The organism is Ruegeria sp. CDSB013 (assembly GCF_059611165.1).
Map to the genome: position 1 here is coordinate 105753 of NZ_JBXWPA010000001.1, position 26865 is coordinate 132617.

The 26865-nt window shown below is 56.7% G+C and carries 24 protein-coding genes and 1 pseudogene; 17 read left to right on the top strand and 8 right to left on the bottom strand.

Annotated elements, in window-relative coordinates; genetic code table 11:
• Positions 1–4: 4 nt before the first annotated feature.
• From AC2FJF_RS00555 to AC2FJF_RS00585, 7 genes are all read left to right on the top strand, one after another.
• Positions 5–1087, top strand: coding sequence for a hypothetical protein (locus tag AC2FJF_RS00555; RefSeq protein WP_496722014.1), 1083 nt, complete (start codon positions 5–7; stop codon positions 1085–1087).
• The gene (locus AC2FJF_RS00560; protein ID WP_496722016.1) at positions 1084–3156 is read left to right on the top strand and encodes a glycosyltransferase; all 2073 of its coding nucleotides are present in this window, start codon (positions 1084–1086) and stop codon (positions 3154–3156) included. Before AC2FJF_RS00555 ends, AC2FJF_RS00560 begins: the two co-directional genes overlap by 4 nt.
• On the top strand, positions 3146–3580 hold the full coding sequence (locus AC2FJF_RS00565) for a hypothetical protein (protein ID WP_496722018.1): 435 nt from the start codon (positions 3146–3148) through the stop codon (positions 3578–3580). The genes AC2FJF_RS00560 and AC2FJF_RS00565 overlap by 11 nt, the downstream gene beginning before the upstream one ends.
• A gap of 40 nt (positions 3581–3620) precedes the next feature.
• A complete protein-coding gene (locus AC2FJF_RS00570; protein WP_496722955.1) occupies positions 3621–4085 on the top strand; it encodes a putative molybdenum carrier protein in 465 nt (154 codons plus the stop codon).
• A gap of 92 nt (positions 4086–4177) precedes the next feature.
• On the top strand, positions 4178–4855 hold the full coding sequence (locus AC2FJF_RS00575) for a response regulator (RefSeq protein WP_496722020.1): 678 nt from the start codon (positions 4178–4180) through the stop codon (positions 4853–4855).
• A gap of 51 nt (positions 4856–4906) precedes the next feature.
• Positions 4907–6076: an FIST N-terminal domain-containing protein gene (locus AC2FJF_RS00580; RefSeq protein WP_496722022.1), complete on the top strand. Its 1170-nt coding sequence runs from the start codon at positions 4907–4909 to the stop codon at positions 6074–6076.
• A 3-nt stretch (positions 6077–6079) separates the two neighbouring features.
• Positions 6080–8284 (top strand): PAS-domain containing protein, encoded by a 2205-nt coding sequence (locus AC2FJF_RS00585; RefSeq protein WP_496722024.1) that lies wholly within the window; start codon positions 6080–6082, stop codon positions 8282–8284.
• A gap of 4 nt (positions 8285–8288) precedes the next feature.
• Here AC2FJF_RS00585 and AC2FJF_RS00590 read toward each other — a convergent pair whose 3' ends face one another.
• From AC2FJF_RS00590 to AC2FJF_RS00605, 4 genes are read right to left on the bottom strand one after another with little or no spacing between them, the layout of a single operon-like run.
• Positions 8289–9068, bottom strand: coding sequence for an SDR family NAD(P)-dependent oxidoreductase (locus tag AC2FJF_RS00590; protein ID WP_496722026.1), 780 nt, complete (start codon positions 9066–9068; stop codon positions 8289–8291).
• The gene (locus AC2FJF_RS00595; RefSeq protein ID WP_496722028.1) at positions 9065–10003 is read right to left on the bottom strand and encodes an SDR family oxidoreductase; all 939 of its coding nucleotides are present in this window, start codon (positions 10001–10003) and stop codon (positions 9065–9067) included. Before AC2FJF_RS00595 ends, AC2FJF_RS00590 begins: the two co-directional genes overlap by 4 nt.
• Positions 9988–10902, bottom strand: coding sequence for a bile acid:sodium symporter family protein (locus tag AC2FJF_RS00600; RefSeq protein WP_282150874.1), 915 nt, complete (start codon positions 10900–10902; stop codon positions 9988–9990). Before AC2FJF_RS00600 ends, AC2FJF_RS00595 begins: the two co-directional genes overlap by 16 nt.
• Entirely contained in the window at positions 10899–12254 is a 1356-nt protein-coding gene (locus tag AC2FJF_RS00605) for a flavin-containing monooxygenase (protein WP_496722030.1), read from the bottom strand. The genes AC2FJF_RS00600 and AC2FJF_RS00605 overlap by 4 nt, the downstream gene beginning before the upstream one ends.
• Positions 12255–12322: 68 nt before the next feature.
• Here AC2FJF_RS00605 and AC2FJF_RS00610 point away from each other — a divergent pair, with 68 nt between their 5' ends.
• The 4 genes and pseudogenes from AC2FJF_RS00610 (at position 12323) to AC2FJF_RS00625 (ending at position 14091) form a co-directional block, all read left to right on the top strand.
• Positions 12323–12991, top strand: a complete 669-nt coding sequence (locus AC2FJF_RS00610; protein WP_496722032.1) for a TetR/AcrR family transcriptional regulator — start codon at positions 12323–12325, stop codon at positions 12989–12991.
• Positions 12992–13120: 129 nt separating this feature from the next.
• A pseudogene (locus AC2FJF_RS00615) lies at positions 13121–13647 on the top strand (hypothetical protein); the annotation flags it as partial.
• A gap of 30 nt (positions 13648–13677) precedes the next feature.
• Positions 13678–13947 carry a hypothetical protein gene (locus tag AC2FJF_RS00620; RefSeq protein ID WP_496722034.1) on the top strand — a complete coding sequence of 90 codons (270 nt, stop codon included), beginning with the start codon at positions 13678–13680 and terminating at the stop codon, positions 13945–13947.
• Positions 13948–13968: 21 nt separating this feature from the next.
• Positions 13969–14091 (top strand): hypothetical protein, encoded by a 123-nt coding sequence (locus AC2FJF_RS00625; RefSeq protein WP_496722036.1) that lies wholly within the window; start codon positions 13969–13971, stop codon positions 14089–14091.
• A gap of 87 nt (positions 14092–14178) precedes the next feature.
• On the opposite strand, the gene AC2FJF_RS00630 is transcribed toward AC2FJF_RS00625, so the two are convergent.
• The 4 genes from AC2FJF_RS00630 to AC2FJF_RS00645 all read right to left on the bottom strand — a co-directional run bounded on the left by AC2FJF_RS00630 (position 14179) and on the right by AC2FJF_RS00645 (position 19866).
• Positions 14179–15732, bottom strand: coding sequence for a serine hydrolase domain-containing protein (locus AC2FJF_RS00630; RefSeq protein WP_496722038.1), 1554 nt, complete (start codon positions 15730–15732; stop codon positions 14179–14181).
• Positions 15733–16038: 306 nt separating this feature from the next.
• Positions 16039–17040, bottom strand: a complete 1002-nt coding sequence (locus AC2FJF_RS00635) for a HupE/UreJ family protein (RefSeq protein WP_496722040.1) — start codon at positions 17038–17040, stop codon at positions 16039–16041.
• The gene (locus AC2FJF_RS00640) at positions 17037–17867 is read right to left on the bottom strand and encodes a peptidyl-prolyl cis-trans isomerase (RefSeq protein ID WP_496722042.1); all 831 of its coding nucleotides are present in this window, start codon (positions 17865–17867) and stop codon (positions 17037–17039) included. The genes AC2FJF_RS00635 and AC2FJF_RS00640 overlap by 4 nt, the downstream gene beginning before the upstream one ends.
• A gap of 76 nt (positions 17868–17943) precedes the next feature.
• A complete protein-coding gene (locus AC2FJF_RS00645; protein ID WP_496722044.1) occupies positions 17944–19866 on the bottom strand; it encodes a DUF3604 domain-containing protein in 1923 nt (640 codons plus the stop codon).
• 548 nt (positions 19867–20414) lie between these two features.
• Here AC2FJF_RS00645 and AC2FJF_RS00650 point away from each other — a divergent pair.
• The 6 genes from AC2FJF_RS00650 (at position 20415) to AC2FJF_RS00675 (ending at position 26864) form a co-directional block, all read left to right on the top strand.
• Entirely contained in the window at positions 20415–21818 is a 1404-nt protein-coding gene (locus AC2FJF_RS00650; RefSeq protein WP_496722046.1) for an MATE family efflux transporter, read from the top strand.
• Positions 21819–22009: 191 nt separating this feature from the next.
• Entirely contained in the window at positions 22010–23371 is a 1362-nt protein-coding gene (locus AC2FJF_RS00655; RefSeq protein ID WP_496722048.1) for a V-type ATP synthase subunit B, read from the top strand.
• On the top strand, positions 23349–23954 hold the full coding sequence (locus AC2FJF_RS00660; RefSeq protein WP_496722050.1) for a V-type ATP synthase subunit D: 606 nt from the start codon (positions 23349–23351) through the stop codon (positions 23952–23954). Before AC2FJF_RS00655 ends, AC2FJF_RS00660 begins: the two co-directional genes overlap by 23 nt.
• Positions 23951–25747, top strand: coding sequence for a V-type ATP synthase subunit I (locus AC2FJF_RS00665; RefSeq protein ID WP_496722052.1), 1797 nt, complete (start codon positions 23951–23953; stop codon positions 25745–25747). The genes AC2FJF_RS00660 and AC2FJF_RS00665 overlap by 4 nt, the downstream gene beginning before the upstream one ends.
• A complete protein-coding gene (locus tag AC2FJF_RS00670) occupies positions 25744–26187 on the top strand; it encodes an ATP synthase subunit C (RefSeq protein ID WP_050602715.1) in 444 nt (147 codons plus the stop codon). Before AC2FJF_RS00665 ends, AC2FJF_RS00670 begins: the two co-directional genes overlap by 4 nt.
• Positions 26187–26864, top strand: coding sequence for a hypothetical protein (locus AC2FJF_RS00675; protein ID WP_496722054.1), 678 nt, complete (start codon positions 26187–26189; stop codon positions 26862–26864). Before AC2FJF_RS00670 ends, AC2FJF_RS00675 begins: the two co-directional genes overlap by 1 nt.
• The last annotated feature ends 1 nt before the right edge of the window (position 26865 follow it).

Sequence of the window (26865 nt, forward strand, 5' to 3'; positions counted from 1 at the left end):
TCGGATGTCAGAAATGCTTGCCTTCGGGCGATCGAACACACCAACGATCGCCTATGTCATCGAGCCGCGGTTCTCTGGCGGGACTTCTGCGGCTGTGGCGGCCGAATTGCCGGTGGCCGCCGAATGCGGGCAGGTGGTCGTGCACGCGATCACGTCCAGGACGTTTGGCACCAACCAACACGTTTCACCGGTTTTGCGGCAGGTGCTGGACGAGCTGAACATTCCGATCATTTGGGATGCACCCCGGATCAGCGCGGATTTCGTGTTTTTGCACAACCCGTCTTTTTTGAAATTTCAGGACACGCTTGGCACAAGGATCATTGCGCGCGAGCTGTACGTGATCACGCATGAGAATTTTCTGCGTCCGGGTGGGGCAGAGGGGTTTGATGTTTCAAGCTGTTTAAGCCAGATTGAAGCCTCGACAATTTCGCTCAGGAAAACACTCGCGCCGATATCACCGTTTAATCGAAGCGGCGTCGTCGACTGGTTGGCAACTTCTCGTGTGGCGCGACAGTGGGACGTTTTGGGCTCTGACTGGTTCAACATTTGCGAGACCGAGATGAGCGCCCCATGTGAAACACCACAGGACCGCCGTGGGCGTCATTCACGACCCGGATTCGAGAAGTTCCCGGTTATTGCTGATTTGGACAGCTGTTTTCCAAGCCATTCGCAGTGCAATGTAATTCTCGGGGCGGATGCTTTGTTGAATGCCCGTGTTCTTCGTGCGCATTGGACCTTGCTTCCCTTTGATGCCATAACTGTGCAAGAGTTCTTTGGAATGATTGACTTTTTTGTATATTTCACCGCGCCGACCTGGCAGGAAAGCTTTGGTCGCGTTGTGGCCGAAGCGGTTGCCGCGGGTAAGGTGGTTCTAACCAACACTGATACTGGCGCTACGTTCGGAAATGCTGTCTTGGCTTGCCAGCCATCTCAGGTGGACACAATCATTGCCGACCTGATCGCCCAGCCGCAGAAATATCATGATCAGGTGGCCAGATCGCAATCGGCGCTGCAGAACTACTCTGCAGGGAAATTCAAAGCGATGCTGTCGGGGGTTTTGTCCGCCGATAGCGGGGTGAACAAATGATCTATGTCGAAGTGGGCACACGCTCATTGCGGTCGTTTGACACGCAGTTGATCTTTGCCGAGCAGCTTGCCGCACGTGGCTTCAATGTGTGCATTGATGCCGATTATCTGCCCGAGGATGCAGGGCGTGGCAGGATTTACGAGGCAGCCAAGTTTCTTGTCGACCCGGGCGAGAACAAGGCGCAGAGCGTATTCGTACTGGGTGCAGAAGAGATCGATGATTTTCTTCTTGCGTCGTTGCGCAACAAACAGCTCGACCCGAGTGTCCCGGTTGTTGCGACGGGCCGCTTTGTGACTCAGCAAAGCTATATCGCGGCCAAGGCCCGGCTGGCCTATGCGCTTGGGCGCGAAGCCCAGGTGATCGACCTGACAGACTTTCAACCGCGACCGGTGTTGCCATCGACCTCAAGTCCTTTGGTGGCGGATGTTCGGCCCGTATCGCGGCGGTCCAAACGGGTGGTGCCGAACGTGACTGTTGTTCTGGGTTCGATGGAGTTGGACAACCCCGAGACGCTGTCTTGTTTTTCCCGGATGAGCAGCCAGAGTGGCTATAACCTGAAACTCATTGTTAGCGGCGCACAGAATGAGGCGATCAAGGCGTCGCCGTTTCACGATTTGCCGACCTACTTGTATACCGGACTGTCGCCGCTGACTTTGGCAATTTCGACGGATATTCTGGCGATGTTCGGTAATGGAATTGCCGGAGTTCGCATGGCCGCTTTTGCGGTTGAGCTGATTGCAACGGGCGGCGTTGCCATTGACTGTACCGACGATGAGGTTCTGATGTCCTCGGGCGCACCTGCATTGCTGGGCCCCAAGACTCCTTTCGCATTGGATGGGTATCTGATCGGCAATGTGATCGGGAACGTGCCGCAAATTGTCGAACAGGCCTCAAAATCGCAATGGTTGCACACAGTTGATATTTCTCGTCTGGAAACGGCTGCAGGTCTGAAACCGAAACGGCGTCAGACGGAACAGGACAAGCCCAAAACCCTGTTTTTCCCGACAAACGGGGTGGGGCTGGGCCACGCGCAGCGGTGTAGTATCATTGCCCGTGAAATGCCGGACACCATGACAAAAATGTTCGCGGCCTTTCCCAGCTGCATTCCGCTTGTTCGCCGTGAAGGTATCGACTGCATCCCGCTGGTTCAGCGCACCGATACAAAGACCAATTCTGATGGCAATGACGTGCTGACCTATCGGCGTCTTGGTGGGGTACTTCAGGAAAACGACACGTTGGTTTTTGACGGCGGCTATGTGTTTGACTCCGTCTACCGGGTGATCCGTGAACGCAAACTGTCGGCGGCTTGGATCCGGCGCGGGTTGTGGCCCGAAGGCCGGTCAAGGCAGACCATGCTGCGCCGCGAAAGCGTGTTTGACCGTGTCATCGTGCCCTCCGAGGCATTAGACGAGCTGAACGACGCTTACAGCTATGGTGACCATGTCCATTATGTCGGGCCAATCGTGCGTCAGGTGGAACAATCCGCCGCGGAAATAGAACAGCTCAAGACCCGGCTGGCGGAACGTTTCGGGCGCGACTTCAAGCAACTGGTTGTCAGCATGTTAGGGGGTGGGGTTGCCTCGGACAGGTCTGCACAATTGCAGGCGATCTCGGGCATGCTAGAGGCGCGCAAAGATTGCCTGCACCTTGTTGTAACGTGGCCCGGAAGCACGGTTCAGCCTGCCACATTTGGTTGGAAAAACACCCAGGTGGTTCAGACGTTAGAGGCGACCAAGCTTTGTCTTGCCGCGGATGTGGTTATATCTGCAGCCGGTTACAACTCGGTCCTTGAGATGCTGTACCATCGCATCCCGGCGATATTTATTCCGCAGTCAGCACCCTATCTGGACGATCAGGAACGGCGCGCCACAGCCATGGCCGACCGTGACTTGTGCGCCGCTATCACAGAGCGCGAATTCATGAAGCTTGAACGCACGGTCGCAGATTGGTTGGATCATGACGGAGCCGAATTGTACCGATCCGCTTTGAATGATTTTGAGCTGCCAAAAACGGGGGCAGTCAAGGCCGCCGAATTGTTGACCGAATTGGGGGCCGGATATGACCAGTGATCTATGGTTCGAAATCCTCAGCCGAACGTCGCCAAATCGGCCCGTGCCGCTGGACGATCTGATCAATGAGGATCACGGCGCCAAGCCGCTTGGCAAGGTTGTCTTTCCGAACATGCGGCTGGCACCGTCGCTTATGCTGTGGGACCGCGAACCCGGTGGTCCGGTGCATATCGGCGTGCGGGTGCATGAACCGCCAGAGATACCGTATCGCATCGCCAGGCTTTTGGCCGCCGCCGCGATGGAGCGGGAGGTTTTTCCGGTCATTCTCAGCCGCGTTGATTATTGCGGTCTTGAACGGTTCGGGTTTCGTGTCGAACGCGTTCCCGAGGAGGCCGCTGCAGCCCAGGCCGCCGAGGAAGAAATCAGAAAATACTGGGACCTGGCGATTATCATTGACGGGCATGAAATCGGTCTGTTGGGCTAGCGAGACGCCGATTTAGGGCAAGGAGCGTTTTGTGAAAATCATGACCGGCGGACAAACGGGCGTTGATCTGGCGGCTTTCCAGTTCGCTTTGGAAAACGAGATTCCCTATGGCGGCTGGGTTCCGAAAGGCCGCTTGAATGAGGCGGGCCGCATTCCGGATCGCTTCACCAATTTGTCTGAAACGCAGTCTGAAGATGTTGCCGAGCGAACAAGGATGAACGTTTTGTCCTGCGACGCGTTGCTGGTGTTTTTGGATGGATCGACCAGTCCGGGAACGCAGTTGACCATCGATTTCGCGCAAGAGATCGGAAAGCCTAATCTGGTCGTTGATCTAGGGCAGGGGCTTGAGGCGTGCGCGCGCCAAGTAAAGCATTGGGTTATGGCGAGACCCAATGCGGTATTGAACGTCGCGGGTCCCAGAGAAAGCGAAGCCCCCCAAATCGGAGCCAAGGTGACAGCAGTACTACGTCAGTCGATTTTGCCTAAAAAAAGGAATGTTAACTAAGCATGGGTTCCGGGTATACGACGTTTCGCCAGTAGGCGCGGCACCCGCCGGTTGCTAGGGTTGGGACAACCAGATTGCGAAGGCCAAGTTTCATGTTTGCAAAAACCTCCGGACAGATTGATTTTGGCAAGGTCCTGATCGTCGATGACCATCCATTGTTTTGTGATGCTTTGTCGATGACGTTGCAAAGTGTCACTCGAATTGGTGAAATCCACACCGCAGATCGATTGGAAAACGCGATTGCTCTGATTGCCAGTGGGTTGCGACCAGATGCGGTTATACTGGACCTCAACCTGCCGGATGTGGACGGGCTTGAAGGTTTGGTGCGCGTCAAAGCGGCCACCGATGCACCGGTCATCGTGGTGTCGTCGATTTCAGAGAACCGCGTGATCAGTCAGGTGATCCGTGCGGGTGCCTCAGGCTATGTCCCCAAGCACAGCCAGCGAGATGTGTTTCGTACAGCTTTCGAGACAGTTCATTCCGGGGGCGTCTTTGTGCCGGACGGTTTTGCACTGATTGACGACGATGCGGAAACCGAACACAGCGACGCCGCCAATCGGCTTGCCACATTGACCAATCAGCAATCGCGCATTCTGCAGCTTATTTGTGAGGGTAAGCTGAACAAGCAGATTGCGTTTGATCTGTCCATTGCCGAAACCACGGTCAAGGCGCATGTAACTGCAATCATGCGTAAACTCGGCGTGCAAAGCCGTACGCAAGCCGTGCTGCTTGCCAAGAAGGCTTCTCTTGCCAGCGTCTTGCAAGAATAAGCCCTCGCGCCATATCATATGAAAACGTTGCGCTTCAGGGAGGAGGGCAGGATGAACCAAGCAGTCGGGTGGGCGACAGCTGCCGCCCGTGCGCCAGGTATCGTCAAAACGGGCTTTGTACATCGCAACACGGATCACGCGATTGAAAAACTCGCGGGATCCTTGGGCGATGATCTTTTGTCCTTGGTTATTATGTTCGTGAGCTCCGGCGCGGATGCGGCGGCGGTTATTTCCGAGGCAGTAGTTGCCTTTGCGCCAACGCCTGTAATCGGATGCACCACAGCGGGCGAGCTTGCAGATTGCGGCTATGGCGAAGATCAGATTGTCGCCATCGGATTACCGTCTTCGCATTTCGAGGTGCGCACTCTGTTGGTGCCCGACCTTGGGAATTTCTCGGCGCAGGACATCATCGACCAGATGATCCGCAACCGTAACGATATGGCGGCGTCCGTACCGGATTGGAAGCACGAGTTTTCCTTTTTGATGATCGACGGTTTGTCGACGAAAGAGGATGCGCTGACGTCGGAACTCGCTGTTGGACTGGGGCCGGTGCCCTTGTTCGGCGGGTCCGCAGGGGACGGAACCTATTTCGGCGCGACTTATGTGTTGATGGACGGTCAGGCCATGCAGAACGCGGCGATCCTGACGCAGGTTCGCACGCGCTGTCCGATCAAAGTGTTCAAGACGGATCACCTGTTGCCAACGGCGCGGCGTATGGTCGTCACCAAGGCCGATCCGGCAAACCGTATCGTGCAGGAAATCAACGCCGAGCCAGCCGCGCGCGAATATGCCCGTCTGCTTGGTAAAGATCCTGAACAGTTGACGACCTTTACCTTTGCGGCCCACCCGCTGGTTGTGCAGATCGGCGGCCAGCATCATGTACGGGCCATCCAGCGCGTCGCGGGCAATGGTGACCTTGTGTTCTTTTCCGCGATTGATGAGGGGCTGGTGCTGACGCTGGCCGAACCTCGCGACATGGTTTCGCATCTCGAGGAAGAAATCGCTGCGCTGACACAGACCACCCGTCCGGACACGATCCTGGGCTGCGATTGCATCCTGCGCCGGCTGGAGGCACAGGAAAAGCAAAAGACGGGCGAAATTTCGCGCCTGCTGGCCGAGAACCATGTCGTCGGGTTTTCGACCTATGGCGAGCAATTCAATTCGATCCATGTGAATCAGACGCTGACCGGCGTCGCGATTTACCCTCCGGAAGACGGGTAGGCGATGATTGAATCCCTGACCGACCCCAATGATCCGCTTGATCGGCAGAATGAAAAGCTGCTGAAGATCGTCGCGGCCCTGATGCGGCGGGTCGAGGAATCCACTGACGCCTCGGGCGCGGCTTACGCACAGTTTCAGCGGGCTGCCATGCTTGAACAGGAAGTGCGGGCCCGAACAGATGACCTTGAGCGGGCGTTGGACTTGCTCAACGACTCGAACGCGCGCTTGGCGCAGGCCAATCAGGAAACCGAAGCCGCCCGCGCAAACCTCGCCAATGCGATCGAGGCGGTACAGGAAGGGTTTGCGCTGTTCAATCGGGATGAAGAAATGGTCCTGTGCAATAGCCGCTTTGGCCTGCATATGCCCGACATTCAGACCAAGCTGACACCGGGGTTGCGGTTCACCGATTATGTCTGGTTGGTCAGCCAGTCCAGGTTCCTGTCCTTGCCCGGGGTCGTTTCCCCAAAGGACTGGGTACAGCGGCGCATGGCACGCCATGCTGAAGATCACGTTGTCTTTAACATCCGCCTTAGCGGCAACCGCTGGATGCAGGTATCCGAACACCGGACGCCGGATGGCGGCACGGTGATCCTGCAGACGGATGTGACCGACATCATGCGGTTCGAGCGGCAGGAAAGGGACCGTATCCTCGATGACAAAGCGCGCCTGATCCGCGCGACACTGGAACATATCGATCAGGGGGTCTGTATCTTTGACAGCAAGCTGCGTCTGGTCGGGTGGAACAACCGCGCCAGCGAACTTCTGGCCATTCCCAATGCGCAATTTCAGATTGGCGCACCGTTCCAGACGTTGTTTCACCGGTTAAGCGCGACAATCAGTTTTGAGGGCGGTGTGAGCGACGCTGACCTGCTGGCCTGGGTCAATCGCTCGACCGAACGTCCGCCGCTGCAATTCCAGATGCACAGCGGTCGTGCCAAGATTTTGTCAGTCTTTGCGCAGGAAATGCCGGATCAGGGATTTGTGATTTCTTTCACTGATGTGACGGAAGACAGAAAATCCGCGCAAGCCCTGGTCGAGGCCAAGGAACTGTTGGAACAGCGCGTTGCATCGCGGACAATGGAGCTCGCGGACGCGCTGAACGAGGCAGAACGCGCGAACGCATCAAAATCGCGCTTTGTTGCGGCGGCCAGCCACGACCTGTTGCAACCTCTGTCGGCTGCAAAACTCTACGTCTCGACGCTGGGCAGTGGATTGGACAAGGCTGACGCGCGGGATGTCGCTGCGAAGGCGGAAAGCGCGCTCAACAGTGTAGAACACATTCTTGAGGCGCTGCTGGACATATCGAAACTGGATTCCGGGCGGGCATCGGTTCACTTGTCTTCCGTCCCGGTCGGAGAGCTTTTTTTCCAGATGGAGGACGCCTTTAGGCCTATGGCGCAAGCAAAAGGGCTTGGATTGGGATTTGTGGGTACCGATGCGGTTGTCAGAAGCGATGCCAGTTACTTGCGGCGTATTCTGCAAAACCTTTTGTCGAACGCGATCCGGTACACGGAAACGGGCAGGGTTCTGGTCGGTGTAAGACGACAGGGGAAAACCATATCGATTCAGGTCTGGGATACCGGCATTGGGATCGCACCTGACCAAAGAGACGTTGTTTTTCAAGAATTTAAACGTATTCATTCAGACGCCAGTGCGGCCGAAGGGATGGGTTTGGGCCTTGCCATTGTGGAACGCGCCTGTGGTTTGTTGAAACATCCGATACGTCTGCAGTCCGAACTGGGGCGCGGAACCGTTTTCTCAATCACGGTTCCATCAGCAGGCCAGGCACGCGACGCGCTGAATAGTGGTGAACCGTCGATACCGCCGCGCTCGGACGTGCTGCACAGGACGGTCGCCTTGCTGATTGAAAACGATGACAACCTGCGCGGCGCGCTGTGCATGACGATGGAAAACTGGGGCGTTCAGGTATTGGAAGCGGCCAGCAAAGATGAGGCTGCAAACCTGCTGCGCGAGATCGGGATCCTACCGGATGTCATTGTCGCCGATTATCAGCTGGACGGCGGCAAGACCGGGACCGATGCCATTGCCGAACTGGAGCGCGAATTCGGGCAACTGCCCGGTTGCATCATTTCCGCTGATCGTTCGACCGAATTGGCGACCTCTTGCAAAACGGCAGGCTACCTTTTGCTGCATAAGCCGATTGATGCACAAAAGCTAAAATCAGTGTTAGAGGCTTCGGTCAGTTGACAGGTCAGGGCGTTGGTCCTTTGCCGACTGTGCGCATCATCTGCCGGACGTAGAACTTTGGCGCCAGACGGTTCACCAAATTGGCGATCCGTGCGATCCGTCCGACAGGGATGTAGTCTTTACGTCGCCGATAACCTTGCAAAATCACCTGCGCCGCTGCTTCCGGCTCCATGTAGTCGATGCCATCTGAGGCTGAGCCGGGACGAACGAACCCAGCGTCAGCAGTTTCGGGTCGCCCGATATTGGTCGCAACAAAGGATGGCGCGGCGATGGAAACGCGAACCCCGTGGGCGGATTCTTCGGCGCGAAGGGACTTAAAGAACCCCTCCATCGCGTGTTTGCTGGCTGCATAGGCGGTTCGATGGATGAGCGGTGCAAAACCCGCGACGGAAGAGATTGCAAGGTGCGTTCCCTTGGCCTGCCTGATCGCCTCCAGAAAATTCTGGGCGCAAGTAACCGCAGCGAAGTAATTGATTTCGAACAGGTTTCGGTGAGATGTCATATCGCTGTCAGAAAACGCAGAAATCTGCGAGACGCCCGCATTATAAATAACCAGATCTATGGAGTCTCTTGCCGCAATGATCCGGGTGCAGGTGTCTTTGCATTGATCAGCGTCGGTCAGATCACAGGCATAGATGCTGACTTCATCCTGATTGGCAAGCGCGTCAAGCTCTGGCCCCGGTAAATCGATCAACGCCGTGTGCCAGCCGTCGGCCCTCAGCGCGGCGGACAGCGCACGGCCCAAACCGCCAGCGCCTCCGGTGATGACAGCGGTTGGTTTCATTGGGCAGCCTCCCACCAGCGATCAAACGCCTCGGCACTTGTGAATTTGGGGTGATAGCCGAATTCGCCTTTCAGCGCGGCATTGTTCAACACGGGACGGTATAGAAGGAAACGCACTTGTTCTGGCCCATAGCGCGACAAACCCAGCGGGCGGGCAATGGACAGGGCGATTTTGACCACCGCAGGGGACAGCCAACGCACCGATTTGCCCATTTGTGACGCGATCTGTGAGATGGTCAGCGCGCCGTCACCCGCAACGTTGAAAACGCCGGCAGGCCCGTCCGTGGCCGCACGAACCAGTATATCGGCCAAGTCTTCGTCCCAAATGAACACGAAAGGGCTGTCGGAGCCTTTCAAGCCCAGCAGACTGGGCTTGTGGAACAGAGCCGTTATCTGGTTTTCGACCTTGGGCCCCAATACTGTGCCCACGCGCAGAACAACCTGTTCGAGGTCGGGCGCGCTTTGTCTGGCTTCGGCCAGCATTTCTTCGACCAGCCGCTTGTGCCAGGAATAGGCAAACTCCTTATTGCCTCGTATCGTATCCGTTTCGCGCAAGGGAACCGGGTTATCGGCATGATACCCATAAGCGGCCCCCGAAGAGGTAACCACCAGACGCTTGACCCCGGCGGCAATCGCCGCACTCAGCACATTTCGGGTACCTTCGACATCAACCTGATATTCATGGTCTCTGGTCGAGCTCGGACCGGGGGTCACGATGGACGCCAGATGAACAATGGTGTCCGGTTCTTCGGCCAGAATGACGTTGAGAGGCGCGTTGCCGGTGACATCCATCCGTACGAACCGTGCATTTTTCGGCAAGTTGGCGGGCTCTTGAATATCGGTTGCAGTGATCTTGATGTCGGCCCGACCGCCCAACCGTTGCAGCAAGGCAGTTCCCACCGCACCGGCGGCCCCGGTGATCAGGATGTGGCGCATTCGGGCACCTCTCGTCTTGCGAAGAAGGCGGCCAGAGCCAACCCCGAGATTGCGTGCCAGATGCCCCAAAGTGCGGCGGCCACCGCCATTCCGCCAAGCCCTCCGAAAAAGGCGAAAATCAGGATGAGGCCAAGGCCCGAGTTCTGTATCCCAGTTTCGATTGTGACAGATCGGCGGTCGCGTTCCGACAGGTTGGCGGCCGTCGCGGTCAGATACCCGCCCATAAAAGCCAGCGCGTTATGCAGGATGACGATTCCGATGATCGCGGTCGCAAAATGTTGGAAAATTCCCCAGTTCGCAGCGAGCGCCACCAGGATGAAAGTGATGAAGATCGCCATCGAGAGCCACTGCATCGGGCGGCGGATTTTATCGGCGACGGCTGTGAAACGCGCATTGACCAGCATGCCAAGGATCAGCGGTAGGATCAGCATGAAGCCGACCGTAATGGCCACTGCGACCGGGTCGATTTCTGTCCTTTGCAGGATTTCTCGTGTTGGGGCGTAAAGATTCCCCCACAACGCAACATTAGCGGGCGTGATGATGATCGCGCCGACGGTTGCGAACGCTGTCATCGACACCGAAAGCGCCACGTTTCCGCCAGCACGGTGCGTCATGAAATTCGAGATGTTCCCTCCCGGGCAGGCCGCTACAAGGATCAGCCCCATCGCGACCGACGGTAGTGGATTGACCACCAGCAGCATCAGAAACGTGAGTGCGGGTAGAACCAAAAACTGGGACGCCAGCCCAACAAGCAACGGTTTCGGTCCGCGCAGGATCCGGCGAAAGTCATCCATCCTAAGATCCAGCGCGATTGAGAACATCACGACGGCAAGGATGACGTTCAGCAGCTTTAGGTTGCCTGCATCGAAGTTCAGCGCGACATCGTCGATCCCGTTCATGACTGGGCCGCTTTTAACGCCGCGATCTGTCGGGTCACTTCACCGCGGTAGGTCGCTTTGTCGACATAATAGGCCATCCGGGGCAGGTCGATATAGTTCATGCCGCCGGTCGCACGTTCGAATTTTTGGGATTTGGTCGCGTGAATGGCCTTTGCGGCAGAGTTTCCGGATCTTAGTCCCGCGATATAGCGCGCCACCATCTCGGCCTGTTCGTGCCGTCCTTGCCACCCAAGGCCCGACGCCTCGATCATTCCCAGAATGAACAGATCATCGCGGGTCGGGTGCATGCAGTTCAGGTACAGATGCGGGGCGTCGCCCTGCCAATTCAAGTGTGACTTATCGATGAACGGGTAGTGCAGTTTATATCCGGTCGCGGCCAGAACCATGTCGTATTCAGCACTGGTGCCATCACGGAAATGGACCGTCTTGCCGTCAAATCTTTCAATGTCAGGGCGCACCTTCAAATCGCCATGCCCGGCGTGGAACAGGATCAGCGAGTTGACGACGGGGTGGGACTCGTAGAGGGCGTAATCTGGCTTGGGAAAGCCATATTTCTGCGGATCACCCACGAACCATTTCAGGATTGCACCGTCGACTTTTCGTTTCAGCCACATGGGCAGTTTGATCTTCCCACCCATCGTGTCGGCCGGAACACCGAAGACGTATTTGGGTACAAAATAGTACCCCCGGCGCATCGAGATATCGCAGGACTGCCCGTGGTGAATGGCGTCAACCGCGATATCGCAGCCCGAGTTTCCGGCCCCGATGACCAGAACCCGCTTGCCTGTGAATTGCGTCGGATAACGATAGTCCGAGGCGTGGATCAGCTCGCCTGAAAACTCTCCCTCAAACTTGGGTAGGTTGGGTTCGGACAATGTGCCGTTGGCGATCAGGATACCCGCAAAGATCTGGCAGTGCTCAGTGCCTGCCTTGTCACGCCATTTCACCTCCCATCCGCCTGCATCCAGCGGTGAGGTACTCAGGACCTCGGCACCAAAGTGATAGTGCTGGTACAGGTCAAATGCGTTTGCGAAGTCGTGGAAATACGTCTTGAGCTCGCGATGTGATGGATACTCCGCCGTTTCTTCCTGCATAGGGAAGTCGGTGAATTCGGTCATTTTCTTGGACGATATGAGGTGGGCGGTCTCGTACATCGTAGACCGAGGGGCATCGATGTTCCACAGGCCACCCACATCATCAGCCAGTTCAAATCCTTGAAATGGCACTCCCTGCTCGACAAGTGTCTTGGCCATTGCCAGACCCATGGGCCCGGCTCCGATCAGAGCAAAACACTCTTCCGGGCGGGCCTTCACCGTGACCGGCTGGCCCGCTCCGACTTGCACCTGTTCCATTCGTTTCTCCTCCTGCGACACTATTTATCTTGAACGATCGTTCGAAATAAGGCAAATTAGTTTTTGAAATGGCACAACACGCTGTAAAAGAAAGAAAAAGGGCGCCTTCGCAGCGATCCATTGCGGCACGGGAGCGTATTCTTGACGCTGCGGAACTGGTCTTTGCCGAGCAGGGATTCGACGGTGCCTCGATTCGCGACATCGCCGAGCGGGCGCAGGTTCAGAAGGCCAACGTGAACTTTCACGGCGGTCCAAAGGATGAGCTTTTTGAACGCATCGTTGCGCGTCGCGCCAGTGAACTATCGCAAGAGCGCCGTGAAACCATCAGCCGATTGGAGGAGTGCGGCGATTGGGACGCCGCGGACCTGATGTCAGCCTTCATGAGGCCGTTTTTGGCCCGCGCATTCAGTAATGACCCGCAGTGGCTGGCGTACGCGCGCATTGTGGCGATTGTTTCCGCTGATGCGCGCTGGCATGCGCTGGCCAAAACCCATTTTGATCCCGTCGCTTCGCTGGTCGTTCACAAGCTGTGCACAAAATATCCCAAGGCCGACCCGGCGAACGTTGCCGGGGCGTTGGTCTTTTCAGTGTCGTCCATGCTGGCGTTGTGCACGTCGGAGTGGCGGATTGGGGCACTTTCCGGCCCTGACCAAAAACGCGACGCCGAGGGCGCAATCGGGAACCTGTTGCAGTTCTGTCATGCTGGGCTCGCCGGTGTTTTGAACCCGTCGCGGTAATCTTGGAACGATCACAACACTTCGCCCCAACCCGCTCAACTTGAAGTTACGCATGGGACCAAATCAAATGGTCGCATGCGTTATTATCTAGTGATTATCCAAGTTTATCGATTGGGAGCGTGGGGTGACATGACAGAGAAAAGGGACCGCCTGACCGCGGAGGAGGCGAGGGGGCTGCGGACGGCCAAAGAGCTTGAGGCGCATCTGGCCTGGTTGGACACGTTCACGCCAGCCGCTTTGGGTGTTTTGGCGATCGCTTAGGGAATCTACACTTACCTTGGTGTTTCGTTACTGTTGGAAGACAATGGTGCGGTAATCTTTTTCGCAGCGGTCGCATACTCGATCGCGGTGTCCGTCGGCATCTTTTTGTTCTGGAGCCATATGCTGCGGTTACTTCCGTCGATTTGCACGGCCAGCGGTTCGTTGGCCTGACGTTGTCGACGATCGTTGGATCCGTTGCAATTATAGCCATGTCCAGCTGGCTTAACGCCACTGCACTGGCTGGTGCCGCAGCGGTCGAACAGCACTTGGAAAACACCGTGCGCGACTACCAGGCAGCGCTTGAGCAAGCGCATGACATTGCACTTAGCGGTCAGGCGCTGGGGCAAGAGGTCGAGCGCGCGCGTCAAAGCTTCGAAGATCTGGCTGAGCTGGAGTAAGCCGGTGATCTGCGGCGTGTCCTTCTGATGAGTGGTCAGATCGAAACGGGCGATGCCGAAAGGTTCGAAACTTATTTGTCCGAGATGCAAGAACAACCCGACATGGTCGCGCTGCTCAGCCCGGGCGGCCACGTGTCCGAAGCTTTGTTGATCGGCGCGCAGATTCGCGAGACCGGGTTGTCATCGGCTGTACAGCCGGGCGCGGTCTGCACGTCCGCCTGTCCATATGTTCTGGCCGATGGGGTCGCGCGTATCGTGTCATTGCAAGGCATTGTCGGACTTCATCAGCATTACTAAGACCAACCACGCCTGATCCCCGTGGTCTTTGCCGTTGAAAGCATCCAAAAGGGGCAAGGCGAAGCAATGCAGCAACTGATCGAATTGGGCGTCGATCCTGCTTTGATGCTTTATTCTCTGAACACGCCGCCGGATCAGATCTAGGCCCTTGTAGAAGATGAGCTGGCAAGCACCGGTATTGCAACGCAAATTCTGGAATAGAGCAAAGGCCGGACCAGCGGGCCGTTCTTATCAATTCTGCAAGGCAGAGATGAGCGCCTCGGCCAGCGGTAACGAGGAATATCCGTGCCGGGAGGGCGTCAAACCCAACCGCACAACGACCATGTCTTGGGATGGGAATACACCGATGAACTGCCCGTCATGCCCCTGAAGCCAGACGGCGTCCTCATAGGGCGGCAACCCTCCCGGAGAGTCCAGCCACAGATGACCTTTGGCATACATCCCGTCAGATGCGGCAACCGGCTCAAACATCCAGTCCGTAAAGCCCTCGGGCAGGATTTGTTGGTCGTTCCATTCGCCTTTCTGCAATAGCAGTTGCCCAAAACGCGCCCAGTCACGCGCAGTGGCATACATATAGCTGGACCCGACAAATGTGTCCGCCGCGTCGGTCTCGAGCACGACGGATGTCATGCCCAATGGTTCGAACAGAGCCTCTTGCGGATAGGTTAGGCTGCCATCGGTCAGCTTGTTCTGCCAGACGCGCGACAAGGCTGTGGTCGTCCCCGATGAGTAGTTGAAGTCCGCCCCAACCTCACTTTCCGCCGGACGGCCCGAGACAAAACCTGCCATGTCATCATTAAGATACAGCATCTTGGTCACGTCCGAGACGTCGCCATATTCTTCATTCCATTGCAGACCGCTGGACATGGCCAGCATGTCCTTAAGGGTGATGTTTTTGCGTCCGTCCTGTGCCCAGTCCGGATAACTGTCGGTCAGCGTATCCTCCAGCGACATCTGGCCGGATTTGATCAGGGTACCGATCAAGCCCGCAGTAACCGTCTTGGTCATCGACCACCCAAGCAAAGGCGTGTTTTCGTCAAACCCCTCCGCATAGGTCTCGCCAACGATACGCCCACCCCGCACGACAACCACGGCGCGGTATCCTTCGCCCAGAAGGGTGCTATCTGCCAGGATACGCGCAACTTCAGGATCTTGTGACAATTGAACTTCGTCGCCGGCGGGCCAGAGACCAGTAGGCAAGGGCTCGATTGCGGCTAAGGTCGCAGTGCTGAGTGTCGCGTCATGGATATTGGTGCAGCCAAGCCCCTCGCGATATTGCGAGGTCGCGGGGGCAAAGAACCGGAATATCCGCGCTGTCACGGTTTGGGCCTCGGCGTCCACGTCGATCGATATCTGCTTAAGCAATGGATGCCCCGGGGCCTGAACATCGACGGTCAAAACCTCTTCCGGGTCGCGCCCGGCAATGAAGACATTGGAGCAGACGATCTTGGCCGAATAGTTTGTTCCCACCTTCAAAAGGTCAGGCGGGGCGATCAGCAGATAGCCCACAATTGCGACGACACCCAGAATAAGCGTGCCCGCGATAATTTTCAGCGCTTTGATGATCAATCGATTTTCTGAACCGGTCGTACCGGCCCCCTCCCGTTTCTCTCCGGATTTCGTCCGAGTTAAGAGCGTATCGGCTTTGGTTGCCACCTTTCCGTCGCGTAGGTTCCGACCAAATGCGCCCGTCGACCCGCCCTTGTCGTAGCACTTGGCCAAAGCTTTGGTGTCGTCCTTGATGGTGACATGTCCCGTCGGTGACGCCGGTAACTGGACCAGCAATTGCGATTTTCCGAGCGTAGCTAGGTGACTGGCTATGATGCGCCGACCTTTGACAACATCAGTGGGGTGCGTCAGGCGGCCGAGGCCAGGTGGGTCAGTGGTGCAGGGAACTACAACCGTACCCGTTGATTTTGATCGCCAAGCTGATTTTTTTCGGCCGGTGATCCCGAGGGCGCCCAGCAGGTGTTGATCGAGGCGCGCCAGCACCAGAAACTAACAAACGAAGGCTGGGCGCAGGTCGAAACGGACCGGGTTCAGGCGTGTTTACTGCTGCTGCAAGAGGCCGCGAATTAGCGGACACGCCAATCAAAACCCGCTGACGCGTTCAACTAACCAGTACAGCGACACGCAGCCGATGGTATATCCGGTGACGGGTACTGCGACGACGCCAGCCTTTTGCGAAATCGTTGGCAGCGCAAGACGCCATAACAGGATCAGGCCCGACAGTGCGGCGATGAACAGAAGCTGACCGGTCTCGACCCCGATGTTGAAGGCCAGCAGTGCCGCGAAGATATCCTCTGTTGGAACTCCGATATCGGCCAGCGCGCCAGCAAATCCCAGTCCGTGCAACAATCCGAAGCAAAAGCAGACGATCCAGGGATATTGTTCGGACAGGCGCAGCTCACCATCCTTTCGGTTGAGGATTTCCAAAGCGAGGAACACGATCGACAAGGCGATCACGGCTTCGACCGGTGGACCGGGCACGTTCAGAACGCCCAGCGTGGCAAGCGCCAGCGTAATGGAATGCGCGACGGTAAAGGCTGTAACCGCCCCGACCAACCGCCATGGGTCGCGCACCAGCACAAATAAAGCGAAAACAAACAGAAGGTGATCCCAACCCTCCAGGATATGCTCGAACCCAAGGCGGAAGTAACTGCTCAGAACCGACCAGGTCGTTGGCTGTTCTGGTATGATCAAAGCAGGCGTCTCGGGTGTGAACCGCAAGGTGGAGGGTTCCGACGATATGGGTTGGATGCGCAGCAGAACGTCGTTTCGTTGTTGCTCCAGCCCTTCAATGGTGATGGTGTGACCGGCGATATCCTCCTCGCACTCAAGAACCCAGGTCGTGATCCAAGCTGTTCCGTCGGATCGTGGCTCGGGTCCTCGGTTTTGGGCACATTGAGCGGGTAGTATGGCATCGATACCCATGGGGCGGCCATTCACATCAGGCTTGCGCCATAACACTTGCCAGGTGTTGCTCGCCAATTGCCGCAGGTCCAAATAACCGGGGTCAAGTGCATGTGCATGTCCCGCTTGTGCGGCGAACATCAGCCAGCCCGAGAATAACAGGCAAAAGAGCCGCTTCATTCGACCGCCTTGTCCATGTCGGGTGTTTCGACCTGGTAATTCGACGCCAGGCTTTCATATTGTGCCTGCGCCAGATCCGACCCGGCTTCGCGGCGCCATTCCAGTAAAACGGTATCGCGGATATCTTCCAGCTTTGGCAATATGGGTTCTTGTTTGTCCGTAACACGAACCACGTGGATGCCATATGCGGATCGGACAGGGCCGGACCAGCTGCCTGGCTCCAACGAATTCAGAGCCGCCGAAAAGCCAGTGCCAAAGTTTGCGTCCACCACGCGCACTACTGTCAGAGGCATCGACTTTGGAAGCAAAGTTGTCGGTCCGATGCTGCTCCAGTCCTGCTGAGTGTTTGCAGCCTCGATCGTGCGTTCGATGGCATCCGGATCAGCGTTCTCGCCCAGATAGATCTGGTCAAAAGCGATCTGTGCCGGTTTGGTGAACCGTTCCGGGTTTTCGTTTAGAAAGGTCTGCAACACTTCGGGCTCGGGCTCGATCGAAGCTGCGATTGCGTCAGTCAGAAAATCCATCTTCTGCGCCAGACGTGCACGGATGACCTGATCACCTTGATCCAGCCCAAGCTTGCGTGCTTCGCGCACAAGAACTTCTTCGCGGATCGCCCCGTCAATCAGGGCCTGTAACTCATCTTCCGTCGGTGGGCGGTTCCAGCTGTTTTGGAAACGTGTTTTCAGTAGGGCGACATCGTTACCATCGACTGTGATCGTGTCGGTTTCTTCAACGATGTCCTGTTGCGGGGAAATCCATGCAAACCAACCGAAAATGGCAACCCCGATCAAAATGAAGTGGACTAAAGGTTGTTTTAAAATTTGCATGCGGGTTCTCAATGTCGTGTCGCAATATTGCCGGGCGGGGTTGGCCGCCCGGCAATGTCTTTAGTGTATTGTTCGGTTACTCGCTAGGAGTGTACCAGATCGGCGAGGAGTATGCGCGCTCCTGATGAACCAGTTGCGCCTCTTCCGGCAATTCAATACCGAACCGGACCTTGTCGTACAGGACCCAACGGGGTGTGGGAATTTCAAGCGCCCGGACATAGTAGAAGGCCCGCGCATTTGGATCAAAGTCTGGATCGGCCCAAACCGACACAAGCTCGGCGGTGCCAATCGTGTTACTCCAGCTGGCGGTTTCGATATCGACGGTGTTGCCGACAGCCGGGACTTTGCCGTTTTCATCAGCAGCCCGGTCATCCGACCATGCAACGTCGTAGACTTTCTCGTGCAATTCTCCTTCGCCATCGAGCCACCCTTTTACGACCTGTACCCGGTCCAGATTGGCCCCAACCGGATCGCGTAGCGCTGCAATCAGGAATGAAGGCGCTCCATCACCTTCGTTAGGGCGTAAGTCCGAGCCCATCGGAACGCCTTTGGTGTAGCCAACGTCCGCAAGGAACCGGGTCTCAAGATCTGCTTCGTCAAATTCCCATCCACCAAAGAACCGCAGACCGATCCGAGGACCAGTCGTGGCATAGGTTTCACGCCGTTTGAAAGCATCAAAGATCGCCGAACGCGTGTTCTCGGTGGCCCAGACGGCAGTGTAACCAGATGCGACAAGAAGGTCGCCGGGGATTTCGCCAAGATCATTGGCGATGAAGGGGTGCTGGATTCTTGTGGCCGACGGTTCAACGCTGACGGATTTTCCGAAAAAGTTGTCCTCTTCAGCTGTTGCCAGCGATGTGTGGCTGTCTGTTGCCCCACCCATTCCGAACTTATAAGGGTTCACCCCGAATTTTTCTTCCAGCATCAGGCCACGTTTCAAGGCTTCCCTGGCATATTCACCGGCCAGCATGTCCTCTGTTTTCAGCTCGGTAATATCGAGGTTGCCGACGTCCCAGTTTTCATAGTCCGCAAATTCGTCTTCCGGGCTAAGGAAGGGGTGTGCTTCTCCGTCGCCTTTGATTTGGGTGACCTCATAATGCGGCTCCCACTTGGCGCGGTTCTGCACGTATTCTTCGTCTACCTTGCCGCCGTGATAAGTATCCTCAGTGGGGAACATCCAGCCATTTGACAGGTTGCCATTATGTGCAAAAGCAACCGCGCGACCGCCGGTTTTACCCTGATATTCTTCAAGCCACGCATAAAGCGCCTTGGGGTCGGTGTCGCCGTAAGGAGGCTGAGTCACCGGCGGCACCATTTGCAGTGCCCGAATTGGTCCGTCACGTAGCATGACATTGCGGTGCAGGTTGAATCCCTTGGGAACGGACGTCCATTCAAACCCAATAAAGGCGGTGAAATTGCCGGGGTCGTTATGCCGTTCCGCTGCCATAACGATGTTTTCCCATGTAAATGCGAATGCGTCCGCGCCTGGGCTGTATGACTCAAGTAGGATTTCCGGCAGGGTCATTTGAGAGAAATTAGTAATAATGTCGAAGGCCGCTTTCCCGGCTTCTTCACCACCCGCCTTGTAACCTTCGTACCACTCCAAGCCTTTTGGGTCACCAATAACGCCAGGTTTACCGGCCTGCAGGTCCGGGGCGAAACCCATCAAATCAGTATGATCCGTCAGCACCATCCAATCCAGGGGCCGCGCCAGCCTGACGGCCTGACCGGTTGACGAAATAACTTGTTCCCCCTTTGCGAACCGCCATGCCTCATCAGGAAGCAAGGTGTTTCCGAATGCGCCCGCATCCAGCGACAAACCGGTGTGCAGGTGTGTATCACCCCAAAGCGGCCGTTCGGGGAACGATCGGTTGGCGTAGGGCGAATATGGGCGGTCAGCAAAGGTGCCTTCAGCAGCCTCTTTGCTGGGGACCGCGTCTGCCCAAACAAGCGCTGGTAGTGTCAGCAAAGAGATCAAACAGGTTGTAAGTCGAAGCATTGAACCCTCCCCAGGTCTTCGCGCTAATCGAATATCGTAAACTCAGTATATTCATTTCTTATAATGTATTGAGCGAGTTTTGGTACTGATTTTTCTATCTTTAGACCTCGTCCAGTGCAGGCTCATGCCCCGCGTGGCGGTACCCGCGGTCAGAGTACCTCACCGCCATCGACCGTTTCGCACGGCGGCCACTTGCGTGCCCGCCCTTGATAAACACTGCGCGAACGTATGCGCCGAAAAGGTAGTACGCGCCGGGTTGGGTGAGTTTGTCCTGTTCGTTGAGAACGGCAACCTTCCCGTCGATCAGGCATTCCCGGCAAAATCCGTTGACTTATAATGCTGGATGCGAGGCGCCAGTGGACGCAGCGGCGGACGCCGATATCCAAAGCGGTAAGGATTTTCGTACTGCAACATCATCGCAGCGGCGCAAAATGCGGATTGCCAAAAAAGGTAGGGCTGTAATCGGCGCGCACGGCACAAGTTTGAGGTTGCTGACTAGTGCCCATCGCGGGCAGATTGATTTCCAGGACAAAGGGACGGACCAGCCAATGACACAACAATCCACGGGCATGGCTGTCTTTTTGACCGGCAGTCTGATGCGGCATGTGACCCGAATGTCGCTGACCACCAGCATTGGTCTTATGGCAATCTTTGCCGTGGATTTCGTGGACATGGTGTTCATCTCAATGCTGGGCAATGACGCCTTGGCCGCAGCGGTCGGCTATGCGGGCACGCTTTTGTTTTTCACCAACTCGATCAATGTGGGGCTGTCCATCGCAGCCGGGGCTCTTGTCGCCCGCGAGTTGGGGGCCGGGCGGCTCGAAAAAGCCCGGCAATTCGGTACAAGCGTTGCCCTTCTTGGTATTCTGATGGGATTGATTGTGTCTGCCATAGTCATGATCAACATCAAGTTTTTGCTGTCCTTGCTGGGCGCGCAGGGCGAGGTTCTGCAACTGGCCGCACGGTATGTCAGCATTATTCTGCCGACCATGTGGGTGATGGCAGTGGCAATGACGGGTATGGCTGTGCTACGTGCGCATGGTGATGCGCGCCGGTCTATGCAGGCCACGATTTATGGCGGGCTTGCGAACGCGGTTCTGGATCCGATCCTGATTTTCGCTGTCGGTCTTGGCCTGGACGGGGCGGCGATTGCCTCGGTTATTGCACGTATCTGTATGCTGATAGCGGCGGTCCGGCCCGCAGTGCGCGTGCACCATGGATTTGCGCGACCGTCGCTGAGGCAAGTGATGGATGACCTCCAACCGGTTCGGGCGATTGCAATACCGGCAGTTCTGACCAATGTCGCCACGCCGGTCGGCAACGCCATCGTGATCCGTGAGGTTGCACAGTTTGGAACAGACGCCGTGGCTGGCATGGCGGTAATAGGGCGGTTGATGCCCGTCGCATTCTCCGTGGTATTTGCTCTATCCGGGGCGATAGGCCCGATTGTCGGGCAGAACTTTGGGGCAGGGCAGTATGACAGGGTGAAGGGCGCGTTCCTGGCGGGCGTGAAATTTACTGCCGTCTATGTGGTTCTGATGGCTGCGGTGCTGTTCGTCCTGCGTGCCCCCATCGCCGACTTGTTTCAGGCCCAAGGCGAGACGCGGGCGCTGATCTATCTGTTTTGCGGGCCGCTGGCCCTTGCGTCCTTCTTCAACGGGGTGATCTTTGTTGCGAATGCCAGCTTCAACAACCTTGGCTATCCCATTTACTCCACGTGGGTTAACTGGGGGCGACATACGCTGGGCACGTGGCCATTTGCAGTGGCCGGAGCCTATTTCGCAGGCGCTCCGGGAGTGTTGTTGGGGCAGGCGCTGGGCGGTGTGATATTTGCTGTAATCTGCTGGGTAATGGTGCGCCGCGTTGTCTCGGGCCTGACTGCGCCATCAGAGGTCGATCCTTTTGCCGGGCAAAGCCGGCTGCAATCCCTGTTCGGGCGCAGGGGGTGGTGAGCCTTCCCAGCGCGTTTGAATACCAACGTTTTTGGTCACCAGAGGCAGTTTTCGTCTCCTTTGTCGCAACAAAGACATCCTCATTTGCCAATTCATGAATTCGTTGTAAGCTGAGCTTATGATTGCAAAAAACGCCAAGTTATTACGGGGCGTTGATTTCAAAAAACACCTTTAACGACCGAGGATGAGCAATGTCCGGAAGTCTTTTGAAGTACACGCGTGTTCTTGAGATTGTCGGAGACACGATCAAAGTCAGGGTGCCTCTGGACGGATCGACCGACGCAGCGGTGCGTTTCAATGATCTGGCCGTAATCGAAACCGTGGACGGCCACAAGACGCTGGCGCAGGCCATTTTCATTGACCGGGATGTTGTCACCCTGCAGGTGTTTTCCGGCACCAAGGGCATCTCGACCGAGGCGACGGCGACGTTCCTGGGCCACCCGATGCAGACGCCATATTCACAGAACATACTGGGCCGCGTTTTTGACGGCGCGGGTGTATCTATTGATGGTGGACCTGACCTGTCGTCTGAGCCGCGCGTGGATATTGGCGGGCCAACCGTGAACCCGGCGGAACGCGCCGTTCCCAACAAGATGATCCGAACCGATGTGCCCATGATCGACGTGTTCAACACGCTGGTCGAAAGTCAGAAAATCCCGATCTTTTCGGTTTCAGGTGAGCCGTTCAACGCGTTCCTCAGTCGTATCGGCATTCAGGCGGACGCGGATATCGTGGTGTTTGGCGGGCTGGGGTTGATCTTTGACGACTACTTTACCTTCAGGACGTCCTTCGAGGATGCAGGCGTGTTTTCCCGAACGGTGATGTTCGTCAATCAGGCGATGGATCCGCTGGTCGAACGGCTGCTGGTACCCGATATGGTGCTGGCCGTGGCCGAAAAATTCGCGGTGGAGGAAGGTAAGCGCGTTCTGGTCCTGCTGACCGATATGACCGCCTATGCTGATGCGATGAAAGAGGTCGGGATCAGCCAGGAACGCGTGCCGTCGCAGCGTGGCTATATGGGTGACCTCTATTCCCAATTAGCCCGTCGGTACGAAAAGGCCTGTGATTATGCCAAGGGCGGATCGGTCACTGTGCTGACCGTGACGACGATGCCCGGTAATGACGTGACCCATCCTGTGCCGGATAACACGGGCTATATCACCGAGGGGCAGATCTATTTGCACTCGGGTGTGATTGACCCGTTCGGCAGCCTCTCGCGGCTCAAGCAGAACGTGATCGGCAAGACGACGCGCGAGGATCACGGGCAGATCATGAACACCATGATCCGGTTCTATTCAGAAAGCCGCGACGCCGCGCAGAAACAGGCAATGGCGTTCGACCTTTCGGATTACGACCATCAGTTGTTGAAGTTTGGTGACCTGTTCAAAACCCGGTTCATGGACATCAACGTTTCAATCTCGCTGGAAGATGCGCTGGATTTGGGGTGGAAAACTCTGGCCGAGTGTTTCGCACCTGAGCAGCTACTGATGAAACAGGCCCTGATCGAAAAGTATTTCCCAAAGGATGCCGATGGCGCGGTTGCAGCTGAATAAATCGTCGCTCGCGCGCGAGCAGACGCAGCTGAAAAGCTATGAGCGGTTCTTGCCATCGCTGGACCTTAAGCGTCAGCAATTGATGGCCGAGCGCGCGAAGGCGCGCGAAGATGTGCAGCGCCTTCAGGATGAGGTGCAGGAACTGGCGCAAAAGGTTGGAGAAAAACTGCCGATGCTGGCGCAGCAAGGCGTTGATCTGGACGGGTTGGTCGCGCTGAAAGACTACAAAGTCAAAGAGGTCAACGTCGTGGGCGTAAAGATGCCTGCGCTAGACCGGATCGAGGTCGCGGTGCGTCTGTATTCCTATCTGGCCAAACCTCATTGGGTCGATGCGGCGGCCCGGTTGCTGCACGATATGATCGAGGCGCGTCTACGGGTCAAAGTGGCCGAAGAGCGGGTGAAGATATTCGATAGGGCTGTGGCCACCATCACCCAGCGTGTCAATCTGTTCGAAAAGGTTCTGATCCCGCGCGCCAAAGCGAACATAAAGAAAATCCGCATTTATCTGAGTGATGAACAGATGCAGGCCGTGGTCCGGTCGAAAATCTCAAAGCGCAAACATGCGCAGGAGGCGGTGTCATGAGTGTCGCGCGCCTCAAGAAACTGTCACTGGTCGGGCGATCAAATCAAAAGACCGAAACGCTTGAGGCGCTGCAGGAATTGGGATGCATGCACGTCCTGCCGCTGGTCCCGCCGCCCTCTGAACCGGAAAAGATCAGCGAGCGTGGTGCGCGGGACGCCTATAAGGCGCTGCGGTTCCTGCATGACGTGTCCGAACCGCGCCGACAAATCCAGCGCGACCCCGGTTTTGACATGGAGCAGTTCGTCAAGGATGTGCTGGACCTGATGCAACGGACCCGTGACATGACGGACCAAAGGGATTTTCTGGCCAACCGGATCGCGCAGGTTCGCCCTTGGGGTGACCTGGATTTTCCACCCGACGATGTATTAGCAGGGAACCGATTGTGGTTCTATCAACTGCCGCTCAAGCATCGCGATGCGTTGGAAGCCCTGGATATGCCCTGGGCTATACTCGAGCAGGACCATAGGTTCATCTATGCCGTGCTGATCGACCCGGATGAGCCGGATGACGATATCCTTCCAGTCCCGCGCACGCACACAGGATCGCTGCCCATTCACGAGCTTGAGGCGCAACTGGAAGAGGCTGAGATCGCCATCGAAGCGCTTGAGGCTGAGCGCGTCGCGCAGACCCGATACCTGACACTGATGCGCCGGAACCTGTCGGTTGCCGAAAGTGCGGCTGAGCTGGCCCATGCTACCCAAAAGGTGCGCGACGAAGAGGCGATGTTTGCCCTTCAGGGCTGGGTGCCCGAGGATCGTATAGATGCGGTTCTGGACATGGCAAACGCCAAGGATGCCGCTGTGCTGATCGAAGAACCCGGCCCCGAAGACAGCCCGCCCACCTTGTTAGAACAACCAGAAAAGCGCAGTGCTGCTGTAGACTTGGCACTGTTTTATCAAGTGCCGGGTTACAAGGATTGGGACCCTAGCGTCATCGTCGCCGTTTCGTTCGCGATCTTCTTTGCGATGATCGTGGCCGATGCCGGGTACGGGGCAATTATCTTGGCGGGGCTCTTGTTGTTTTGGAAACGCCTTGATCGCACACCACATGAGCGTTCCTGGCGACGCTTTGGCGTGATCATCTCGGGGGCGACGATCCTGTACGGCATATTGGTCGGCAGCTATTTCGGCGTATCGCCAACTGAGGGGTCGTTCTGGTCCAAGCTCAAACTGCTCGACCTGAACAATTTCGGCGCGATGATGATGGTTTCGATTGTCGTTGGCGTATTGCATCTGGTGCTGGCCAATGCGCTTGCCGCCCGCGCGGCTTGGGGGCACCGAAACGCCATTGCCAATCTGGGCTGGATCGCGGCGCTGATTGGAGGATTCATTTTGTGGCTTAGCTACATGAAGGGCAATTCTCCGGTGCCGGGTGCGGCCTTGATGGGGATCGGGGTTCTGGCCATCGTCTGGTTCTCAAGCGAGCGGGTCATCAAGAAACCAACCGACTGGTTATGGCGGCTGATCGAAGGGCTGCAAAGCCTTGCCGGGGCGATGGGTGCATTTGGCGATGTGCTTAGCTACATGCGGCTGTTTGCGTTAGGTCTGGCCTCAGCCTCATTGGCGATCACGTTCAACGATCTGGCGGGGTCGGTGATGCAGTCCCTCAAGGGGCTCGGCGTTCTGCTTGCCCTGCTGATCCTAATCATCGGCCATATTCTCAACTTCGCCCTCGCCATGATGAGCGGCGTCGTCCACGGATTACGTCTCAATTACATCGAATTCTTTAAATGGGGTCTGCCGGACGAAGGCGTTGTCTTTCGCCCGTTCGCCCGCAAGGAGGTTCAGGAATGAATGAGCTTGTTTTGACATTGGGTTGGCTGGGCATTTACGCGCCTATGGCGTTGGGCGCGGCCTCCAGCGCGATCGGGTGCTCCATCGCCGGCATGGCCAGTATTGGCGCCATGACAGAAACTGAAGGCGGCTATGGTCGCTTTGTTGGCGTATCAGCCTTTCCGTCGACCATGGTGATTTACGGCATCGTCATCATGTTTACCTTGAACCGAGATGTGACACCCGAAAACGCGGGCGGCTTGTTCGGGATAGGTATCCTGTCAGGCATCGCATTGATGTATTGCGGGATCTGGCAGGGTCGGGCCTGTGCTGCGGCGATCAACGCCACCAAGGAAAAGCCCGAGATCTTTGGCCTGGCACTGGCTCCGGCGGCGATCATCGAAGGGTTCGGCGTCTTTGCCTTTGTCTTTGCTCTGGTGATCAGCGCGGGGATCAGCTGATGGCGCAGGATGGCATGATTTCACACGGTGTGGATGCCCTGATCGATAAGCTGCGAAATGATGGCGTGGCGGCTGGTCAGGCTGACGCTGAAAAACTGCGGTCAGAGGCCAAGGCCGAAGCCGCCAAAATCTTGGCTGACGCGAAACGCGAAGCGGACGACTATCAGAAAAAGGCGCGCAGCGATTCCGACAAATACCGCGCGGCGGGAGAAGAGGCGTTGAATACCGCCATGCGTGATGCAGTTCTGACCATGAAAGGTGGATTGACCGACCGGTTTCGTGAAGATGTCGAACGTCTGGTGACCAAGGAAATGGCTGACCCGAAATTGCTGAAACAGATGATTTTGGAGGTCGTCGGTCAAGAGGCTGATGGCGTCAATCTGGATGGCAAGGTCCAGGTCATTCTGCCTGCCAAAGTCGCGACGCAGGAAGACATCAAGCAGAACGCGGATGACATCCAGTCTGGCAAGCTGACCAAATATGTTCTTGGGCTGACAGCTGAAATGTTGCGCGAACAGGTAGAGCTGCATGCATCGGACGACAACCAAGATGGTATCCGCGTTCGGGCCGAAGATCAGGGCGTTGTGCTGGACCTGACGGACAAGGCGGTCGCCTCACTGCTGATGGAGCATCTTCAGCCGCGGTTCCGTGCCGTGCTGGAAGGTGTGATCCGCTGAG

Excerpts from the sequence above, each read along its gene's own strand:
- AC2FJF_RS00605 (WP_496722030.1), bottom strand. The coding sequence starts at position 12,254 with ATGGAACAGGTGCAAGTCGGAGCGGGCCAGCCGGTCACGGTGAAGGCC.
- AC2FJF_RS00580 (WP_496722022.1), top strand. The coding sequence starts at position 4,907 with ATGAACCAAGCAGTCGGGTGGGCGACAGCTGCCGCCCGTGCGCCAGGT.
- AC2FJF_RS00565 (WP_496722018.1), top strand. The coding sequence starts at position 3,146 with ATGACCAGTGATCTATGGTTCGAAATCCTCAGCCGAACGTCGCCAAAT.
- AC2FJF_RS00570 (WP_496722955.1), top strand. The coding sequence starts at position 3,621 with ATGACCGGCGGACAAACGGGCGTTGATCTGGCGGCTTTCCAGTTCGCT.
- AC2FJF_RS00590 (WP_496722026.1), bottom strand. The coding sequence starts at position 9,068 with ATGAAACCAACCGCTGTCATCACCGGAGGCGCTGGCGGTTTGGGCCGT.
- AC2FJF_RS00555 (WP_496722014.1), top strand. The coding sequence starts at position 5 with ATGTCAGAAATGCTTGCCTTCGGGCGATCGAACACACCAACGATCGCC.
- AC2FJF_RS00560 (WP_496722016.1), top strand. The coding sequence starts at position 1,084 with ATGATCTATGTCGAAGTGGGCACACGCTCATTGCGGTCGTTTGACACG.
- AC2FJF_RS00575 (WP_496722020.1), top strand. The coding sequence starts at position 4,178 with ATGTTTGCAAAAACCTCCGGACAGATTGATTTTGGCAAGGTCCTGATC.
- AC2FJF_RS00675 (WP_496722054.1), top strand. The coding sequence starts at position 26,187 with ATGGCGCAGGATGGCATGATTTCACACGGTGTGGATGCCCTGATCGAT.
- AC2FJF_RS00635 (WP_496722040.1), bottom strand. The coding sequence starts at position 17,040 with ATGAAGCGGCTCTTTTGCCTGTTATTCTCGGGCTGGCTGATGTTCGCC.
- AC2FJF_RS00660 (WP_496722050.1), top strand. The coding sequence starts at position 23,349 with ATGGCGCGGTTGCAGCTGAATAAATCGTCGCTCGCGCGCGAGCAGACG.
- AC2FJF_RS00595 (WP_496722028.1), bottom strand. The coding sequence starts at position 10,003 with ATGCGCCACATCCTGATCACCGGGGCCGCCGGTGCGGTGGGAACTGCC.
- AC2FJF_RS00650 (WP_496722046.1), top strand. The coding sequence starts at position 20,415 with ATGACACAACAATCCACGGGCATGGCTGTCTTTTTGACCGGCAGTCTG.
- AC2FJF_RS00600 (WP_282150874.1), bottom strand. The coding sequence starts at position 10,902 with ATGAACGGGATCGACGATGTCGCGCTGAACTTCGATGCAGGCAACCTA.
- AC2FJF_RS00620 (WP_496722034.1), top strand. The coding sequence starts at position 13,678 with ATGAGTGGTCAGATCGAAACGGGCGATGCCGAAAGGTTCGAAACTTAT.
- AC2FJF_RS00645 (WP_496722044.1), bottom strand. The coding sequence starts at position 19,866 with ATGCTTCGACTTACAACCTGTTTGATCTCTTTGCTGACACTACCAGCG.
- AC2FJF_RS00670 (WP_050602715.1), top strand. The coding sequence starts at position 25,744 with ATGAATGAGCTTGTTTTGACATTGGGTTGGCTGGGCATTTACGCGCCT.
- AC2FJF_RS00585 (WP_496722024.1), top strand. The coding sequence starts at position 6,080 with ATGATTGAATCCCTGACCGACCCCAATGATCCGCTTGATCGGCAGAAT.
- AC2FJF_RS00665 (WP_496722052.1), top strand. The coding sequence starts at position 23,951 with ATGAGTGTCGCGCGCCTCAAGAAACTGTCACTGGTCGGGCGATCAAAT.
- AC2FJF_RS00655 (WP_496722048.1), top strand. The coding sequence starts at position 22,010 with ATGTCCGGAAGTCTTTTGAAGTACACGCGTGTTCTTGAGATTGTCGGA.
- AC2FJF_RS00610 (WP_496722032.1), top strand. The coding sequence starts at position 12,323 with ATGGCACAACACGCTGTAAAAGAAAGAAAAAGGGCGCCTTCGCAGCGA.
- AC2FJF_RS00640 (WP_496722042.1), bottom strand. The coding sequence starts at position 17,867 with ATGCAAATTTTAAAACAACCTTTAGTCCACTTCATTTTGATCGGGGTT.